This is a genomic window from Kitasatospora sp. NPDC092286, assembly GCF_044755565.1.
In the GTDB taxonomy this organism is placed as follows: domain Bacteria; phylum Actinomycetota; class Actinomycetes; order Streptomycetales; family Streptomycetaceae; genus Kitasatospora.
In genome coordinates this window covers 149,107-167,307 of record NZ_JBIVRD010000014.1, presented here as the reverse complement: position 1 = coordinate 167,307, position 18,201 = coordinate 149,107, and the positions used below count along the sequence as shown (strand labels likewise).

The 18,201-nt window shown below is 71.4% G+C and carries 13 protein-coding genes; 7 read left to right on the top strand and 6 right to left on the bottom strand.

The annotated features are described in order from the left end of the window. Positions 1-431: 431 nt before the first annotated feature. The 4 genes from ACIQIB_RS17085 to ACIQIB_RS17070 all read left to right on the top strand — a co-directional run bounded on the left by ACIQIB_RS17085 (position 432) and on the right by ACIQIB_RS17070 (position 5,697). The gene (locus tag ACIQIB_RS17085; protein WP_400758711.1) at positions 432-1,484 is read left to right on the top strand and encodes an isopenicillin N synthase family dioxygenase; all 1,053 of its coding nucleotides are present in this window, start codon (positions 432-434) and stop codon (positions 1,482-1,484) included. Positions 1,485-1,763: 279 nt separating this feature from the next. Next, positions 1,764-3,341: a hypothetical protein gene (locus ACIQIB_RS17080; protein ID WP_400758709.1), complete on the top strand. Its 1,578-nt coding sequence runs from the start codon at positions 1,764-1,766 to the stop codon at positions 3,339-3,341. Positions 3,342-3,989: 648 nt separating this feature from the next. Next, entirely contained in the window at positions 3,990-4,733 is a 744-nt protein-coding gene (locus ACIQIB_RS17075) for a MerR family transcriptional regulator (protein WP_363614881.1), read from the top strand. A 358-nt stretch (positions 4,734-5,091) separates the two neighbouring features. Further along, positions 5,092-5,697, top strand: coding sequence for a hypothetical protein (locus ACIQIB_RS17070; protein WP_363614879.1), 606 nt, complete (start codon positions 5,092-5,094; stop codon positions 5,695-5,697). Positions 5,698-6,171: 474 nt separating this feature from the next. On the opposite strand, the gene ACIQIB_RS17065 is transcribed toward ACIQIB_RS17070, so the two are convergent. The 6 genes from ACIQIB_RS17065 to ACIQIB_RS17040 all read right to left on the bottom strand — a co-directional run bounded on the left by ACIQIB_RS17065 (position 6,172) and on the right by ACIQIB_RS17040 (position 14,168). After that, positions 6,172-6,936, bottom strand: coding sequence for a class I SAM-dependent methyltransferase (locus tag ACIQIB_RS17065; RefSeq protein WP_400758707.1), 765 nt, complete (start codon positions 6,934-6,936; stop codon positions 6,172-6,174). A 27-nt stretch (positions 6,937-6,963) separates the two neighbouring features. Beyond that, positions 6,964-8,004 (bottom strand): hypothetical protein, encoded by a 1,041-nt coding sequence (locus ACIQIB_RS17060; RefSeq protein WP_400758705.1) that lies wholly within the window; start codon positions 8,002-8,004, stop codon positions 6,964-6,966. Further along, the gene (gene wecB, locus ACIQIB_RS17055) at positions 8,001-9,191 is read right to left on the bottom strand and encodes a non-hydrolyzing UDP-N-acetylglucosamine 2-epimerase (protein ID WP_400758703.1); all 1,191 of its coding nucleotides are present in this window, start codon (positions 9,189-9,191) and stop codon (positions 8,001-8,003) included. Before wecB ends, ACIQIB_RS17060 begins: the two co-directional genes overlap by 4 nt. A 245-nt stretch (positions 9,192-9,436) precedes the next feature. After that, positions 9,437-11,671, bottom strand: coding sequence for a 3-hydroxyacyl-CoA dehydrogenase NAD-binding domain-containing protein (locus ACIQIB_RS17050; protein WP_400758701.1), 2,235 nt, complete (start codon positions 11,669-11,671; stop codon positions 9,437-9,439). A 36-nt stretch (positions 11,672-11,707) separates the two neighbouring features. Continuing rightward, the gene (locus ACIQIB_RS17045) at positions 11,708-12,922 is read right to left on the bottom strand and encodes an acetyl-CoA C-acetyltransferase (protein ID WP_363614869.1); all 1,215 of its coding nucleotides are present in this window, start codon (positions 12,920-12,922) and stop codon (positions 11,708-11,710) included. 61 nt (positions 12,923-12,983) lie between these two features. Further along, complete coding sequence (locus ACIQIB_RS17040; RefSeq protein ID WP_400758699.1) at positions 12,984-14,168, bottom strand: CaiB/BaiF CoA transferase family protein; 1,185 nt, start codon at positions 14,166-14,168, stop codon at positions 12,984-12,986. A 264-nt stretch (positions 14,169-14,432) separates the two neighbouring features. Between ACIQIB_RS17040 and ACIQIB_RS17035 the strand changes: the two genes are divergently transcribed. From ACIQIB_RS17035 to ACIQIB_RS17025, 3 genes are read left to right on the top strand one after another with little or no spacing between them, the layout of a single operon-like run. Next, on the top strand, positions 14,433-14,891 hold the full coding sequence (locus ACIQIB_RS17035; RefSeq protein ID WP_363614865.1) for a hypothetical protein: 459 nt from the start codon (positions 14,433-14,435) through the stop codon (positions 14,889-14,891). A 19-nt stretch (positions 14,892-14,910) separates the two neighbouring features. Continuing rightward, on the top strand, positions 14,911-17,052 hold the full coding sequence (locus ACIQIB_RS17030) for a hypothetical protein (protein ID WP_400758697.1): 2,142 nt from the start codon (positions 14,911-14,913) through the stop codon (positions 17,050-17,052). Between the two features lie 53 nt (positions 17,053-17,105). Further along, positions 17,106-18,143 carry a hypothetical protein gene (locus tag ACIQIB_RS17025; RefSeq protein WP_400758695.1) on the top strand — a complete coding sequence of 346 codons (1,038 nt, stop codon included), beginning with the start codon at positions 17,106-17,108 and terminating at the stop codon, positions 18,141-18,143. Positions 18,144-18,201 lie beyond the last annotated feature (58 nt).

Sequence of the window (18,201 nt, the reverse complement as noted above, 5' to 3'; positions counted from 1 at the left end):
CGGGGGGGCGGGGGGGGGGGGGGGCGGCCCCGCGGGGGGGGGGGCGGGGGGCCGCCGCGGGGGGGGGGGGGGCCCGCCCCGGGGGGGGGGGGGCCCCGGGGGGGGGGGGCCCCCCCCCCCCACGGCCCTCGCGCACGCTGCCGGGGCCGCCGACCGCCCCGACTCCGAGGGGGATCTCCCCGCCGCCACGGCCGTCATTTACGCTGGTCACGTGCTCATACTCGTTCGCCGCCGCCACGTGGACCTGCTCCGCGTCACGAGCATGTCCTGTCGACGCTCCGGCTGAACCTCGCGCCTCCCACCCTCAAGCGCGGCCCCACCCGGCCGCCTCCCCCTCCCGGCACCCGGGGCACCCGCCGCACCAGGCGTGGCCCCGGCGCCCCCGGTCGACCACCGGGACCGGCCGGGACGAGACCCAGCGGATGTCACCCATGACGCAGCAGCGCCCCTCCTCCAGCTCCTCCTCCGCCCCCGCGGACGACGCCCTCCCGGTGATCGACCTGTCGCTCGCCGACGGCGGTCCCGACGACCGGCTCCGGCTGCACGACGAGCTGCGGGCCGCGGCCACCGGCGTCGGCTTCTTCCAGCTCGTCGGCCACGGCGTGACCCCGGCCGAGACGGCCGCCCTCACCGACGCGATGCGGGCCTTCTTCGCGCTCCCGGAGGCCGACCGGCTCGCCGTGAGCAACCTGAACTCCCCGCACTTCCGCGGCTACACCCGCACCGGTGACGAGCGCACCGGCGGCAGCCGGGACTGGCGCGACCAGCTCGACATCGGCGCCGAGCTCCCCCCGCACGTACCGGGCCGGGGGGAGCCGCCCTACTGGTGGCTGGAGGGCCCGAACCAGTGGCCCGAGGCGCTCCCGGAGCTGCGCACCGCCGCCCTCGGCTGGATCGACCGCCTCGACGCGGTCGCCCGCCGGCTGCTGCACGAGCTCCTCGCCGCGATCGGCGCCCGCCCGGACTTCTACGACCAGGCCTTCGCCGGCCACCCGCACCTGCGGCTCAAGCTGGTCCGTTACCCCGGCACCGCCCCGGACGGCGCCGGCCAGGGCGTCGGCGCGCACAAGGACTACGGCTTCATCACCCTCCTCCTCCAGGACACCGTCGGCGGCCTCCAGGTGGAGCGCGCGGACGGCAGCTTCCTCGAAGTCCCGCCCATGGCGGGCGCCTTCGTGGTCAACCTCGGCGAGCTGCTGGAGGTGGCCACCGACGGCTACCTGAAGGCCACCAGCCACCGTGTGGTCAGCCCGCCCGGCGCCCGCGAGCGCTTCTCGGTCCCGTTCTTCTACAACCCCCGCCTCAACGCCCACATCGAGCGCCTCGACTTCCCGCTGGCCCACCACGCCCCCGGCGCCACCCAGGACCCGGACAACCCCCTCTACGCCGACTTCGGGCTCAACGAGCTGAAGGGCTACCTGCGCGCCCACCCCGAGGTCACCCGCCGCCACCACCCCGCCCTGGCCGACACCGCCGCACGCTGACCGGCCCGCACCCTCTGCGCCGACTTCGGGCTCAACGAGCTCAAGGGCTACCTGCGCGCCCACCCCGAGGTCACCGCCACTGCCGGCCCGCGCCCTCCACCAGCCGAGGGCGCGGGCCGGTTCCGCGTCTCCGGAGTCCACATCCGAAATCCGATAGTTCCTGCACACATTTATTTACAAATCGCAACTCGAGACCAATCAGGATTAATTTACCCGCTCGCAAAATGAATCCGGAAAGCTTGCGCTCCATACCCACCGGCCTAATATAATCGCCTACACGTGAACGGCACTCGTTCACATCTAGGGCAACTGGAGCCATCAATGACCGAAAGAAACTCGACCTACGACTACTGGTTTCGCATGGAAACTGAGGTGAGCGGATCACCCGGCGCCCGGGAAAAACTTCGTGGGCTTTTCACCGGGATGGATTGGGTGGTGTCACCGGCAAATGACCCAGCCACTGAGGGTCCGTCCGAGGACTGGGTGATCGAAGCAGGGGTCTGCGGTTCACGCTGGGGAGCCGCCCTGTCGGCCCGGCAGGCGTTCCACCGAGTCTGTCGCCAGGCTCCGGTGACAGTCGATCTGCGCATTCAGGAGCCCATCGCATCGGACGGACCGCCACGTACCAGATGGTTGGCCCATCATCCACTTCCGGCGACTGTCCACTCGGAGTGGCTTCGTCGGGCGCTTACCCAGGCCAGGCTGTTCGACACCGGCCGGGAGATGTTCCTGCCGAGTGGGCCGACGGTACGCGAGGCCGCCGCGCTCGCCGCAGTGCGCCCGCTCGACAACACCCACACACCGTCCCCCAATGCCCTGCCCCGCCCAGCCGGCTCCCCTTCAGCGGTCGAGACTTGCCCTGAGCCCCGTCAACACCTGGTTCCGGAACGCATCGTACTGCCCGCCCTGATCACCGCTGCCGCCCTGCTCATCTTCCTGGGAGTGGCGCTCGGCTCAAGAGAACTCCCTCCACTGGTGGTGGCAACTGCTTCGCTGACGAGCGCACTTCTGGTCGGCGGGCCTATATTCCTCTTGGCCAGGGGATACGGGATCAACCCGATCCACCCCAGCCGCGTTTCCGCCATCGGCTTTGGCTGGCTCCTTGGTTGCGTACTGACCGGAATCGGCCTGGTCCTCGCCGCAGGCGCGCCAAGTACGCCAGGCGCACTACCAGTCACGGCTTCCATGATTGCCGTTTTTCTCACCGCCAACGGACTACGGTTGCTGTTCCGCAACGTTTCGTGGAAGGTGACGGCAGCTTGGCTGATCCCCGCGCTCATCCCCTTGGTACTCACCGTACTGCCGGTTCCTGGCAGTACCCTGCACACTTACTACCTCGACTACTTCGACGCGAGTCGCGAAGAGGTGTTCATCCCGAGTTCCTGGCAGGCCATCGCGAGCGTCAAGGCCCTCGTGATCGCGGCGGGCCCGCTGGTAGTTCTCGGACTCCTTGGATACGCCCGGCACTTCCACGCTTTCCGGACGGCGGGAGGCCTATCGGTCGGAGTCTCCCTCCTGTGCACCGCCCTGATCGCCACTCTGGGCGTGTTCTGGGGAGAGGTGGTCCGGCCAGCCTCCCACGCTGCCGCTATGGCCGCCAGCAGCGCGCAGGCTGGCGAACAACCCCCCGCCTATTTCGGCGTCAAGCCGCGCCGGGTGTGCCTGCAACCGACCGGGGCGGATCCGGCGCCATTTCAGGGGGTACCCGTCGCCCCTGCCCATGCCTATATCGCCTTTCCGTCCTCCGGTGACTGGATTCGACTGTGGGACACCACGAATCGCAGTTCGGTGATCGTCAAGAGGGAGGACTGGCAAATCACCGAATCCACCACAGCGAATTGTCCGGCCCAGCTTTGACAATGAGACTCGGCCCCCACCGAGCGCCGTTTAGTCATCTGATCCAGCAACACGGATAGGGCGAACCATCCCGGCGGGAGAACCGTCCAGCAGTCGACAGGGCTGACACGATGGTGATCACGCGGGAACGAGCACCGCTCCGCGACGGGCATAGCAGGTCCAGATCAGGTTTACGGGATCACGAAGGTGGCGCTGCACCTCGCGCGGGTCACGGCTACGTAGAGCCCCTCCTTGTTACCCGCGACGGTGGGTCCCGCGATTTGAAATAGTTGATCATCGGTTTCGTGGGGAAATTGAGCACTCGGTCGCAGGCACTTCCCTTTGAGATCCCGATATTCACGCGCCGATCCCAGAGTGCCCACGTTCTTCTGGCCACGCAGGACAACAGGGGCGTACGTGCGTACGCAGTCGGGAACGTCGGACGGGCAGATCCGGAAGACGCCGTCATGGCCGGGTGTGCGGGATCGGTGCTTCCGAACCGCCGCTCCGCCGGCCCGCGCCCTCTACCGGCCGAGGGCGCGGGCCGGTTCCGCGTCTCCGGGGTCCACCCGGCCCGGTGGTGACGGGGGCAGGCAGTGGACCGGGGCTGAGCGACACTGTCACACTTCCGCTGTCACAGCAGTGGTGCGACAGAGGTGGAGGCGGCGGATGGGGGCGCGTGAGGTGGGGGTGCGGCTGACGGTGGACGAGTTGGCCGCGCGGGCCGGGGTGACGGTGCGGACGGTGCGGTTCTACGGGACGAAGGGGCTGTTGCCGCCGCCGGTGCTGGGGCCCCGGCGGGTGGGGCTGTACGGGGCGGAGCATCTGGACCGGCTGGGGCTGATCGGGGAGTTGCAGCGGCAGGGGCTGACGCTGGCGGCGATCGAGCGGTATCTGGCGCGGCTGCCGCAGGACAGCACGCCGCTGGATCTGGCGATCCACCGGGCGCTGGTGGCGTCGTGGACACCGGAGGCGGCCGAGGAGGCGGGCCGGGTCCAGCTCGAACGACGGGCCGGGCGGGGGCTGTCGGAGGAGCAACTGGACCGGCTGGTGGCGATGGGGGTGCTGGAGCGGACGGCGGACCCGGAGGTGTTCCGGGTGGATCCGGGGCTGCTGCCGCTGGGGGTGCGGGTCCTGGACGTGCCGATCCCGCTGGAGACGCTGCTGGCGGCACGGACGGTGGTGCTGGAGCACAGCCGGGCGACGGCGCACGAGTTGCAGCGGCTGTTCCGGGAGACGGTGTGGAAGCCGTACCGGGAGAGCGAGCCGGCGCCCGAGGAACTGGAGCGGATGAAGGAGTTGACCGACCACATCCAGCCGATGGTCGCGCAGGCACTGGTGACGGCGTTCCAGCGGTCGCTGCGGGAGGAGTTGGGCGAGGCCGCGCGCGACGGCGCGGGCTCGCCCGGCTGATCGGCGCCGGGCCGGTACCGGTCCCTACCGGCGGCGGTGACGATGGCCGGGTCGGGTGACGGCGGGTTACCGCGTTCGGCCTGCTACCGCGTTCGGCCTGTTACCGGGGTCGGTCGCACACGGTGCGCTCACGCCACAGGCCGGACGGCCTTGGCGGCCGATGCCGGACGGCTGTCAACGGGACGCGCCAAAGTGCCATCCACGCATAAGGATTGACACTTTGTCACCAGGCGACCGCCACGTGTCCTTGCGGGGGTGCGCGGCGCCGTCCGACACTGACGGGATCGTCTCCTCACGGAATGGATCCGTCTCATGGCGCACCGTAAGGTCTACCTCGCGGTTGGCAGGAAGAACACCCGTGCTCAAGCGGAAGGTCTTCCTACCGGCCGAGGCCAGCAAGGCCGGCGGTTCGCGGAAGTCGTACTCGGCCACGTTCTTCGACTCCGTCGGCAACTTCTACGCCCTCGACTCCGCCGGCAACGTCAACCACCTCGACCTCACGGGCGCCACCATCCCCGACCGGGCCGAGCGGATCGGCCACGGAAAGATCCCCGTCGACGAGCTGGAGGTCATGAACGGGGCCGGGCGCATCACACCGATGCCCATCCCGCCCAGCTACGACGAGATCGTCGTGAAGAAGAAGTTCAACGGCTCGTGGGGCAGCAGGACCTACAGCTTCGAGCTGACCCTCACGGCCGTCGGCAGGACCAGCGGCAAGGGCCATGACGTGAGCAGGTTCCGGATCTCGTTCGACCTGCCGACGGTGCCCGGGACGAAGGTCGAGGCATCCGGCGTCGACGTCACCTACGCGGACGGCAAGGCCTACATCGACTCCCAGGCCGATCAGCTGCTGTCGGCGGGGACGTCACGGCCCATCGGCGTACAGATCACCGTCCCCGGCGACCCCGACAAGCTCCCGAAGGAGTACCCGCTCGACGGGCTGAAGGCCACCCGCCTGGCCTGACCCCCGCCCCGGGCCGCCGCGCTCTCCCGCGATCGCGGCGGCCCGCACCCTGTCCGGTCCGGGCGACGCCGGGTGCCGCAGTCGGAGCACTCGGCGGCCTCGGGCGGGGCCCCGGTGCACGGCTCCCGGGCGGAGCCTCGGCACGGACGGCGGCGGGCCGAACCGGGTGCCAGGACCGACCGCCGCTCCGCGTACAGGACTTCGGCAACTTCTTCGCCAAGCACACGGACGATGTCTACCAGGACCTGTTCTCGCTCCTCCACCTCACCCACAAGTCGAACGGGAACATCACCCCCTGGTGAGCCAGTGGAGCAACGAAGACCCCAAGCTCCTGGAGGCTTTCGTCGACGAAATCGAGAAGGGTGGGCCGGCTCTCCTCGACGAGCCGACCGGCCGGTCCCGGAGTCGGGCCGGCCGGTCGGCGGAGCAGCCGGGGAGGCCCCTGGCTCTCAACGCCGGGGAGGAGACGCCCGGTCAGGAGCGGCCGAGGGTGAGGGTGTAGAACTGCGCCCCGGCGGGGGCCGTGGTGACGCCGTAGTCGTAGCTGGTCGACCGGATGGTGAGGCCTGCGGCTTCGGCGTGGGCGAGGAGGTCGGGCTCGCGGTAGGGACGGATCCGGTCGCAGGTGGTGAACTCCTCGCGCAGGCCGCCGCTGTCGTCGTGGAGGCGGTAGCGGCGCTCGATCCGGTGGCACCCGTCGTCGAGCACGGTGATTCTCTTGTCCCGGGCGAGGAGGCCGTGGGCGTACGGACGCCGGTAGTCCGGACGGAACTCCTCGTGGTGCTGGACGGCCTTCGGGACGAAGCCGTCGAGGACGAGGACGCCATCGGGTTCGAGAAGGCCGCGGGCGGCGGCCAGGAAGTGGTGCAGTTCGCCCGGCGCCGTGAGGTAGGTGACGAGCGAGTACGGCGCCAGGACGGTGGTGAACGGCCCGCGCAGAGCAAGGCGCTGGAGGCTCATCCGGGCCACCCGGGGAGTCAGGTCCAGCGCGGCCGCGTTCCGGCGCAGGCGGCGCAGCATCGGCAGGGACAGGTCGATGCCGATGGCGTCCGCGCCGTCCCGCAGGAGCGGGAGCAGGATGCGCCCGGTGCCGCAGCCGAGTTCGAGGGTGCGGCCACCGCGTCGCCGACAGAGGTCCCGGTACCAGCCGATGTCGTCGTGGGGCATGCTGTGCCCCATGTCCTCGGCGTAGATGTCGGCGATCAGGTCGTAGGACCAGGTGTCCGGCTGGGCGTTCACGGCGGTGTCGCTTCCTGCTGGGAGGGGTCAGACGAGGTCGCCCGGCGTGACCCGCAGCGGCAGTCCGGCGGTGCGGGCCTGGTGCCAGGAGAGTGCCTGCTCGGCGAACATGGCGCTCCAGACGTTGAGCTGGAGCGGCCGGGCGGCCGGGTCGAAGGGGATGGCGCCGTCGGCGCGGACCCTGGCGGCGAGTGCGGCGGCCGTCCGGTCGAGGACGGGTTCGTCGCGGTGCAGGAGCAGGCCGAGGCGCAGGGCCTGGGCCATGACGTCGCTGCGTCGGACGGTGGGCGTGTCGAGTGATTCGGGCAGCGTGCCGGCCGGGTCGCACTGTCCGAGGAGCTCCGCGAGGACGGCGGTGGCTGCGGCGTGGTCGGCACCGGGTGAGGTGAGGTGGCCCTCCAGGAAGTACAGGGTGGGGTGCAGCGGGTGGTCGAAGGCCCGGGCGGGGTCCGGGCGGTGGCGGGTCAGGTGACGGGCACAGGCCTGGGCGAGGGCCGGTGGCAGCGGTACGACGGCCGCGGCGGCGAGGACGCGGGCGGCGGCCTTGGCGAGGAAGGGGCCGCTGCGGGTGGACCAGCGGGGTGCGGGCGGGGCCGCTCCGGGCTCGGGGCGGAACGGGCGGAGCGTTCCGTCGTGGTCCACGAAGTCGACGAGTGCTGTCAGCAGTGCCCGCAGGGCCCGCTCGGGCGGGTTCAGCAGCCCGGCGCGGGTGGCCGCGGTGAGGCCGCCGACGAGCATGGCGAGGTCGAAGAAGAACTGGGCGTCGTTGCGCCAGTCCTTCTCCGCCGCGCCGTGGAGGTGGATGCGGGTCGGCGGCAGCGGGCCGGTGGTGCAGCGGCGTTCGACCCACTCGGCGGCGGCGCGTGCCGCGGGTTCGCGCCGCGGGTCGGCCGGCAGGTGCGGGGAGGCGAGCCAGTGCAGGTAGTAGCCGGTGATCTCGCCGTAGACGTAGGCGGCGCGGCCGTCGGGTGCGAGTGCGCCGGCGACCGCCCCGTGCTCGCTGCCGTGCCGCTGCTGGGCCGGTCCGTCGAGAAGCCATTCGCGCAGGGCGCTGGCGGCGTCGGTCATGCGGTGGCCTCCCGGGCGGGGTTCGGCTGTCCCGGGCCGGACGTCCTCGGCCGGCTGCGGATGAAATGGGCGAGCCGCCGGGCGATCCGCTCTCCGGCCCGGCCGTCCCCGAACGGGGCGGTGCGGTCGAATGCCTGGGCCCTGGGCCTCGGTGCGGCGAGCAACTCGTGTGCGGCGTCGAGGACCAGCTGCGGGTCGGCCGCGACCAGCCGGGTGGTGCCGGTGGTGAGGGCCTCCGGGCGCTCGGTGTTCTCGCGGGCCACGAGCACGGGGACACCCAGGTACGGCGCCTCCTCCTGGATCCCGCCCGAGTCGGTGACCACGAGGGCGGCACGGGCCAGCGCGTGGACGAAGACCGGGTAGGGCAGCGGGTCGGTCAGCGTGATGCGCGGGTGGCCGGCGAACCGGCGCTGCAGGCGCGCCCGGACCGCGGGGTTGGGATGCTGGGGGCAGAGCACGTGCAAGTCCGGCCGGGAGCACAGAAGTTCGAGGACCGCCAGGCAGAGCGGGTCGAGGCGTCGACCGACGTTCTCGCGGCGGTGGAAGGTCACCACGACCAGCGGGGCGCGGGGCGGTACGAGTTCCCGCAGGGCGTGGGGGGCCGGGCGGCCGAGCGTCTCGCGCAGGACGTCGATGATGGTGTTGCCGACGGTCTCGACGCACCTGCCGGTGATGCCTTCACGGCGGAGGTTGGCGGTGGCCTCGGTGGTGGGGGCGAAGTGCAGGTCGGCCAGGGAGCCGACGCGGCGGCGGAACAGTTCCTCCGGGAAGGGGCGTAGCGGGTGCGCCGTACGCAGCCCCGCCTCGACGTGTGAGAGCGGCACACCGGCCGCGCGCGCGGCGAGCGCCCCGGCGTAGGTGGTGGAGGTGTCGCCGTGGACTACCATCAGCCGGGGCGCCAGGCGCCGGATCGCCTCGTGCACGGACTCGCGCAGGCCCCGTACGGTGGCGGCCAGCGAGCCGGAGCCGCGGGACGGGGCGAGGCCTTCGGCCGGGGCGAGGCCGAAGGGTGCGAGCGCGGCGGCCACCATGCCGGGGTGCTGGCCGCTGTCGACGAGGACCGTCTTCACACCCCGCTCCGGTAACGCGCGCAGCAGCGGGATCAGCTTGAGTGCCTCGGGTCTGGTCCCGGCGAGCAGCACGGCGGGCCCGTGCGGGGGCTGTGGGTCGGGCGAGTCGGAGGTCACGATGGTGTTCTCTTCCCCGGGCCGGATCGGCGTGAACGCGGAATCTCACATTCACTCAGATCTCGTCGGCCGGGCCGGCCTGGCGGCCGGATGCGGGCCGAGGCTTCCGTCGGATCGAGCACCGGAACCGCGCCGGAGCCGGACCAGGGCTGCACGAACCGTCGCGGAGCGGGGCGGTTGCGGGGCGGTTGCAGGACGGTCGCGGCTCAGGCCGGCCGAGCCGCGACCACTGACCACCCGTTGGATCAGCACACCCGACGGCCCGGCACCGGCCGGTCGGTGAAGGTCCGGCCCTCGGCGGCGATCCGTTCCAGCAGGGCGGGCGGTGCGAAGCGCTCGCCGTGGGCGGCGGCGAGTTCGCGGGCGCGGGCCGCGAAGCCGGCCGGGCCGCCCGGGTAGCCGTTGATGTACTGGAGGACGCCGCCCGTCCAGGCCGGGAAGCCGATGCCGAGGATGGAGCCGATGTTGGCGTCGGCGACCGAGGTGAGCACGCCCTCCTCCAGGCAGCGCACCGAGTCCAGGGCCTCGCTGAAGAGCAGCCGCTCCTTGAGGTCCTCGAACGGAACCCCGGAGGGATCTGAGGTGGGCTCTGCGGTGGGCTCTGCGGCGCCCGGGCGGACGAAGTGCTCGCGCAGGCCGGGCCAGAGCCGCCCGCGCCGGCCGTCCTCGTCGTACTCGTAGAAGCCGGCGCCGCCGCTGCGGCCGGGGCGGCCGAACTCGTCGACCAGCCGGTCCACCACGGCGTCCGCCGGGTGGGCCGCCCAGCTGCCGCCGGCCGCCTCGGCGGCGCGCCGGTACTCGTCGCGGATCCTGCGGGGCAGGGTCAGCGTCAGCTCGTCCACCAGCGAGAGCACCTTGGCGGGGTAGCCGGCCTGGGCGGCGGCCTGCTCGACGGTGGCCGGGTCGACGCCCTCGCCGACCATCGCCACGCCCTCGTTGATGAACTGGCCGATGACCCGGGAGGTGAAGAAGCCGCGCGAGTCGTTGACCACGATCGGGGTCCGGTCGATCTGCCGGACCAGGTCGAACGCGCGGGCCAGCGCCTCGTCACCGGTCTGCGGCCCGCGGACGATCTCCACCAGGCGCATCCTGTCGACCGGCGAGAAGAAGTGCAGGCCGATGAAGTCGGCGGTGCGCCCGACGCCTTCGGCGAGCAGGCCGATCGGGAGGGTGGAGGTGTTGGAGCAGAGCAGCGCGTCCGGTGCGACGACTCCCTCGATCTCCTGGAACACCTTCTGCTTCAGCTCGGGGTTCTCGAAGACGGCCTCGATCACGGCGTCACAGCCGGCCAGGTCGGCGGCGTCGGCGGTGGGGGTGATCCGGGCCAGCAGTTCGTCGCGCGCCGCCCCGGTGGAGCGTCCGCGCGCCACGGCCTTCTCCAACAGCCCTGCGGAGTAGGCCTTTCCGCGTTCGGCGGCCTCGACGGTGACGTCCTTGAGCAGCACCTCGATCCCGGCCCTGGCACAGGCGTACGCGATGCCCGCGCCCATCATTCCGGCGCCGAGCACCGCGACCCGCCGGACCTCGCGCCTGGGGATGTCCTTCGGGCGTCCGGCACCGGAGTTGACGGCCTGCTGGTCGAAGAAGAGCGCCTGGATCATGTTCGTGCTGGTCTGCCCGCAGGCCAGCTCGGTGAAGTAGCGGGCCTCGGTGACCATCGCGGTGTCGATGTCCACCTGGGCGCTCTCGACGGCCGCCGCGAGGATGTTGCGCGGCGCCGGGTACGGCGCGCCGGCCAGCCGCTTGCGCAGGCCGGCCGGGAAGGCGGGCAGCTGGGCGGCGAGCGCCGGGGTGGCGGGGGTGCCGCCGGGGATCCGGTACCCCTTGACGTCCCAGGGCTGGACGGCGGTCGGGTTGGCCTCGATCCAGGCGCGCGCCCGCGCGGTCAACTCCTCGGGGCTGGAGACGATTTCGTGGACCAGTCCGTGCTGGAGGGCTTGCGCGGGCCGGTACTGGCGGCCTTCGAGCAGCACCTTCAGCAGGGCGTCGGTGATGCCGAACAGCCGTACCGTCCGCACCACTCCGCCGCCGCCCGGGAGCAGGCCGAGGGTGACCTCCGGCAGGCCGATCCGGCTTGCCGGGGCGTCCAGGGCGATCCGGTGGTGGCAGGCGAGCGCGATCTCCAGGCCGCCGCCGAGCGCGCTGCCGTTGACCGCGGCGACCACCGGCTTGCCGAGGGTCTCCAGGCGGCGCAGGGCGCGCTTGATCCGCATCGACTTCTCGAAGACGGCGGCGGCGTCCCCCGGGCGGGCCGCGGAGAGCATCCGGAGGTCTCCCCCGGCGAAGAAGGTCTTCTTCGCCGAGGTGACGACGACGCCGCGCAGTGCGTCGCCGAGGCCGGCGAGCCGCTCGACGGCGGCTTCGAGGTCGGCCGTGAAGGCCTCGTTCATGGTGTTGACGGACTGGGTGGGGTCGTCGAGGACGAGGGTGACCAGGCCGTCCTGGTCCTGCTCCCAGCGGATGGTGGTGGTGTCGCTCATGGGGGTTCGGGTCTCCAGGTGAGCCGGGAACGGAGGTCAGATTCGCTCGACGACGGTGGCGATGCCCATGCCCCCGCCGACGCAGAGGGTGGCCAGGCCGTAGCGCAGGTCGCGCCGTTCCAGCTCGTCGATCAGGGTGCCGAGGAGCATCGCACCGGTCGCGCCGAGCGGGTGGCCGAGGGCGATCGCGCCGCCGTTGACGTTCACCTGGTCGTGCCGGAAGCCGAGTTCGCGGATGAAACGGAGCGCGACGGCGGCGAACGCCTCGTTGATCTCGACCAGGTCGATGTCGGCCGCGGTCAGCCCGGCCTTGGCGAGCGCCTTGCGGGTGGCCGGGGCGGGGCCGGTGAGCATGATGGTGGGCTCGGAGCCGGAGACGGCGGCGGAGACGATCCGGGCGCGCGGGCGCAGCCCGTACCGTTCGCCGATCTCGCGGTTGCCGATGGCGACCAGGGCGGCGCCGTCCACGATGCCGGAGGAGTTGCCGGCGTGGTGGACGTGGTCGATGGCCTCCACCCAGTGGTACTTCTGCAGAGCGACGGCGTCGAAGCCGCCTGCCTCGCCGATGGTCGCGAAGGACGGCTTGAGGCCGGCCAGGGTCTCCACGGTGGTGCCGGGCCGGACGAACTCGTCGCGGTCCAGCACCACCAGGCCGTTGCGGTCGCGGACCGGGACGAGCGAGCGGTCGAAGAGGCCGTCGGCCTGGGCCTTGGCGGCGCGTGCCTGCGACTCGGCGGCGAAGGCGTCGACATCGGTGCGGGAGAAGCCCTCGATGGTGGCGATCAGGTCGGCGCTCACGCCCTGCGGGACGAAGCCGGTCGCGTAGTTGGTCATCGGGTCCATCGCCCAGGCGCCGCCGTCGGAGCCCATCGGGACCCGGGACATCGACTCGACGCCGCCCGCGAGGACGAGGTCCTCCCAGCCCGAACGGACCTTGGCGGCGGCCAGGTTGACGGCTTCCAGACCGGAGGCGCAGAAGCGGTTCTCCTGGACGCCGGCCACCGTGTCGGGCAGGCCGGCCGCGATGGCGGCGATCCGGGCGATGTCGGAGCCCTGGTCGCCGATCGGGCTGACCACGCCGAGCACGATGTCGTCCACCGCGGCCGGGTCCAGCCCGGGGAGCCGGCGGCGCAGTTCGTGGATCAGGCCGACGACGAGGTCGATCGGCTTGGTGCCGTGCAGTGAGCCGGTGGCCTTGCCCCGGCCGCGCGGGGTGCGGATCGCGTCGTAGACGTACGCTTCGGTGGTCACGGTGGAGTGCCTTTCAGGCTCGGGGGGGCTGTCCGAGTTCGCGAGAGGTGGTCGGGGACTGTCAGGGGGCGGGACTGTCAGGGGGCGGGGGTGTCGGGGCAGGGCTCGGGGCGGGGCCCAGGGCGGGCACGTCCCAGTCGCGGGCGACCTCGGCGGTGTGGACCCCCGGCCGGGCGGGCGGGCGGCGCAGCGCGCCGGGGGTGACGGAGAACCGCGGGGCGGGGGCGGGCTGGGTGACGCCCTCCTCCTCGACGTAGGTGCCGCGGGCGGCCAGGTGCTCGTTCACCGCTGCCTGACGCAGCGTCAATACTGGTTCCACGCAGGCGTCGGACCCGGCGAAGACGGCCTCCCACTCGGCGCGGGTGCGGGTGGCGAAGCGGGCGGCGATCCGGGCGCGCAGTTCGGGCCGGCGGGCGGTGTCGTACTGGCCCGGCGCGTCCGGGCCCAGCTCCAGCAGACGGGCGAACTCGGCGTAGAACCGCGGTTCCAGCGCGCCGACGGCGAGATGGCCGCCGTCCGAGGCCCGGTACACCGAGTAGCAGGGCTCGCCCCCGTCCAGCAGGTTGGCACCCCGGCGGTCCTGCCAGTGGCCGGCGGCGAGCAGACCCCAGAGCATGCTGGTGAGGTGGGCGGCGCCGTCCACCACGGCGGCGTCGACGACCTGGCCGGCGCCGGTCGCGCGGGCGTGGTGCAGGGCGGCGAGCAGGCCGACGACCAGGTAGAGCGAGCCGCCCGCGTAGTCGCCGAGCAGGTTGACGGGGATGGCGGGCGCTTCGTCCGGGGAGCCGATCAGGCCGAGGACGCCGGCGACCGCCGTGTACCCGATGTCGTGGCCGGCCGTGGCGGCGAGCGGCCCGTGCTGGCCCCAGCCCGTCATCCGGCCGTAGACCAGGGCGGGGTTGCGGGCGAGGCAGGCGTCCGGGCCGACGCCGAGGCGTTCGGCCACGCCCGGGCGGTAGCCCTCGATCAGCAGGTGGGCCCGGTCGACGAGGTCCAGCACCAGGCCCGGCCCCGCGGGGGACTTGAGGTCGATCAGCACCGAGCGCTTGTTGCGGTTGGTGATGTCGTACGCCGGGTCGGTGCCGAGCGGCGAGGGGTCGGGCCGGTCGACGCGGACCACGTCGGCGCCGAGGTCGGCCAGCAGCATCGCGGCGAAGGGGCCGGGACCGATGCCGGCGAGTTCGACCACCCGGACGCCGGCCAGTGGGCCGGGGCCGGTCACGTCGGGGCTGTTTGTGTCACTCACCTGCTACTGCCCCTTCAAGGGTTTGACAGTAAAGCTGTAACACTCGCGATGATAGGGAAGCGACCGGCGGGTAACAAGACCTTCACCCCTCGCCCGGGACCGTGCCGGACTCCTCCACGGAATCCCTGGCAAACCCCTGTTGCGGCCCCCGCAACCCGAGGCCCGGAGGGTGCGTCAGTACACCGACGGACGGCCCGGTACGGTCGTCTCTGCTGTGGGAGGGGTTCTGACCTCTCGTCGGAGGAGAAGGAAGCAGACGCACACATGGTTTACCCAGGGTTCACCACCGGGCCGGTCGCACCGGCCCCCGCCACACCGTCGCCCAGCACGTCACCACTCGCCCGGCCGGTCAGCACGTCGGCCGGCACGCCGAGCCCTTCGCCCGGCCCGGCCCCGTCCGCGCCCACCACCCAGCTGGACAGCCCGCACGAGCTCAACGCCTCGGCCGGCATAGCCCGCCAGATAGCGACCGACCTCGACAACGCCAACGGCAAGGCCGGCCACGGCGCGCACAGCCTCGGCGAGTACGCGAGCACCGCCGCCACCAAGATCCGCGGGTTCTCCTTCGGCGGCGCCCTCACCAGCGCCACCGAACGCTGGACGCAGCAGTGCAAGACGCTGCACGACAAGCTGACCGGCACCGCCGACAAGCTCGACGAGACCCAGCGCAACTACGCCGCCAACGAAGCCCGCACGGCCGGCCAGTTCGGCTCGTCGCACTGAGGGAGGGGACCTCACGGACATGGTGTCATTCAAGGAACTGCACGAAGCCGACTTCTCCGGCGTCACCGACGCCGCCGAGGCCTGGGCCGGGGTGGCCAAGGCCCTCGGCTCGCTCGAGGGCCGGGTCGGCAAGGAGCTCACCAGCACCCCCCAGCGGGCCGGCTGGAAGGGCGCGGCCGCCGACGACGCGGGCCGGACGCTCCAGGGCATCGACACGGACTTCAAGCAGGCCGCAGGCGTCGCCACGGCCCTCTCGGCGATCATCCGCGACGCGGCCGAGGACTTCGCCGCCGCGCGCAAGGACCTCGACAACGCGATCCACGACGCGGAGTCGCAGTCGATGAAGGTCACGCCCGACGGCGAGATCCACTGGCCCCCCATGCCCGGATCGCACAACGACCCCGACGCCGGCGAAGCGATCAAGCAGTACGACAAAGAGATGAAGGGCAAGGCCGAGGGGATATCCACCCGGCTGACCAAGGCCGTCGAGAAGGCCACCGCCGCCGACCAGCGGGCCACCACCGCCCTGCAGACCGACATCGGCACCAGCACCACGTCCTTCAACGCCCACCCGCTCGGGGGCGGCGACGCGGCCGACGCCGACCGGGCCAAGCTGCTGCTCGCCAAGGCCGGCAGCCTCTCCGACGAGGAACTCAAGCGGCTGCAGGACCTGATGTCCGCCAACGCGGGCTCCAAGGAGTTCTCCACCACCCTGCTCAACGGCCTCAACGTGGGCGGCAAGACCGGCCCGGAGGCACTGCTGGAGTACTCCAAGGTCTACGGCGACCTCGCGCACGGCAACCACAACGCCAAGGGCTACGAGGACGTCTACGGCAGCCTCTCCCAGGTCCTCGCCACCGCCACCAAGGACGGCGGCATGGGCAAGGAGTGGGAGGACAAGCTGCTCAAGGCCGCCCGCAAGCCCGGCGGTTCGGCGGCCGGGTACAACGACAACTACCCGGCGCTGACCGAACTGATGGGCGCCCGGGGTGACTTCGACAAGGCGTTCCTGACCAAGGTCGGCAACGACCTGGTGGACTTCGAGCGCCACAGCAAGCTCAAGGGGGAGGAACTCTGGGGCCCCGACTACACCTCGATCACGGGCAAGCAGGGCGACCCGATGGGCGGCCTGATGCGGGTGATGAGCCGCAACCCGGAGGCATCCAAGGAGTTCCTCGACCCTGGCAACAACAAGAACCTCGACTACCTGCTCAAGGACCGCAAGTGGCCCAACCAGGGCTACGAACAGAACCAGATCGACGCCCTCGCCCGGCAGTCGTCGCGCGGCGCCTTCGGCGACGCCCTGGAGGCCGCCACCACCGGCCGCGACCCGCACGGCAACCAGCCGCCGGTCCGCCCGCACGACAAGGCGATGGCGCAGATCATGAGCGAGACGATCGCGGCCTTCGGTGGCGACAAGGCCGGCGCAGAGAACAACCTGCCCGCCGGCCTGCGCAGGCCTCTGGCCAACATGATCGCCGACTACGCCCCGGACACGCACGAGATTCTCGGCAAGGAACTCCAGGGCCCGTCGAAGCCCGACGGACTCTCGTTCAGCCGTGAGCAACTGCTCCGTGTCCTCCGTGGTGCCATGGAGGACCCTAGTACCTATGCGATCGTCCACCAGGCGGAAACCCAGGAGATTGCGCGCCGGATGGCCGCTTTCGGACCCGAGGTGTTCACGCCCGAGGCAGGTGGTCCGAACCGGAAGTTCGCCAGCCTCATCCATGACTCCAGCTCAGCGCTCGGAGGCCTTGACGCGATCTATGCCGATGCCGTCATCGATCACAGCGAGGACGCCAAGTCCGAGAACAACTGGAAAGCGAAAATGAGCTACCACATAGCCGGCACCCCGGCGAATATGCTTCCCCAACCACTCGGGGATATCGCCCAGCGCCTGGTCGACGTTGGCACCTCCAAGTGGGCCGAGAATGCCAACCTCACGATCGACACCCAAGTCCAGGACAATCTGAGCTCCCATTTCTCCGCCGGTAAGGAGCAGTTGCAAGCCATGATTTCCAGCAAAGCTGGTGAAGCGGGGATCTTCGGAGATGCGCTGGACGAGGACGGCAGCATTTCGAAGCAACTGCTGGATGACACGAAGGTTTTCTACAACGTCTCGATCGACCAGGCCTACCGGTCCGCCCTCGGAAAGGGATGACAGACATGACACCCCAGCAGGGCGAGGCCTCCCCCGATCAGTCGGACGGCGCGTTGCACCGGCTCGACGAGGCTCTCAGCCGACGCGGTTTCACCACCCGGTGGCTGCGCGTGCGGGCGGCGGCCGTGCTCGTGGCGATCACGGCCGGCGTATCGGGAACACTGCTGTACAACCTGACCAACGTGCTCGGGCCCGATACGGTCTGCGGCGGCTCGGTCAGCGCGGACGCGGTGCACGCCGCGCTCGGGTCCGGCCGGGTGAGTGAGGACTCGTACCAGGAGAATCTGGCGACCGTGTACAACCGAGGCGACTGGTGCGATGTCACCGTCAGCTCCGGTGTGTTCGGAGGCAGCCACCGGTCCGCTTCCCTGAGCGTCCGGCTGGACAACGACCACGCGATCGCCGTCGCCGACGCGAATGACAGGCTGTTCGCGGGCGCCGCCAACGGTGGCTCGACCGGCGGCGCGAACTCCTCCTCGGCCTGGGCGCTGCTTCCGGAAGGCTGCAGCAAGGGACTGCGGGTCGAGGTGTCCACGGCCCACAAGGGCCCGAACGACGACGGCGCCCCGGGCCTGGCCCGGCTTGCGGTGAACGCCGCGAACGGTGCCGCTGCCAAGAACCACTGCGGGCAAGGGACACTCCCCGCGCCGAAGAACCTGTCAGCGGCCGGCGTCTGGCAGCCCGCAGACGCCACCGCGCTGTGCGGCCTGTCGGGCCTGACCGTTCCCAAGGGTGAGGCAGCCCTGCGCGGTTACGAGCAGCAGGTGACGACGGTGTTCGACCCGGTGTGGTCCTGCAAGATCGGCGGCGGGAAGGACCGCGGCTCGGTACTGTCCTTCGCCATCGCGACCGATTCCCGTGCCAGCGGCCGCTCCCCCGACAACGCTCGCGGCACCGCGTACGGCCGGGCACGTTGGACAGGCTATGACGAGGTGGTCGCGGACTGCCAGGGCAAGCCGGTCTACTTCCAGATCGATCTGCAGAACCTGCCGTTGGTCGAAAGATTCTTCTTCCCCGACCGCGCCGATCTGTGGAAGCAGTTCCTCACCGCCGGCGGCAAGGCGATCGGCTGCGAACCGATCATCCCGTAAACGGAAACGGATCCACGGGCCCGCCCGGGCGCTACCGCCCGGGCGGGCCCCCACACGT

Excerpts from the sequence above, each read along its gene's own strand:
- ACIQIB_RS17085 (WP_400758711.1), top strand. The coding sequence starts at position 432 with ATGACGCAGCAGCGCCCCTCCTCCAGCTCCTCCTCCGCCCCCGCGGAC.
- ACIQIB_RS17060 (WP_400758705.1), bottom strand. The coding sequence starts at position 8,004 with ATGACCGACGCCGCCAGCGCCCTGCGCGAATGGCTTCTCGACGGACCG.
- ACIQIB_RS17075 (WP_363614881.1), top strand. The coding sequence starts at position 3,990 with ATGGGGGCGCGTGAGGTGGGGGTGCGGCTGACGGTGGACGAGTTGGCC.
- ACIQIB_RS17035 (WP_363614865.1), top strand. The coding sequence starts at position 14,433 with ATGGTTTACCCAGGGTTCACCACCGGGCCGGTCGCACCGGCCCCCGCC.
- ACIQIB_RS17030 (WP_400758697.1), top strand. The coding sequence starts at position 14,911 with ATGGTGTCATTCAAGGAACTGCACGAAGCCGACTTCTCCGGCGTCACC.
- ACIQIB_RS17050 (WP_400758701.1), bottom strand. The coding sequence starts at position 11,671 with ATGAGCGACACCACCACCATCCGCTGGGAGCAGGACCAGGACGGCCTG.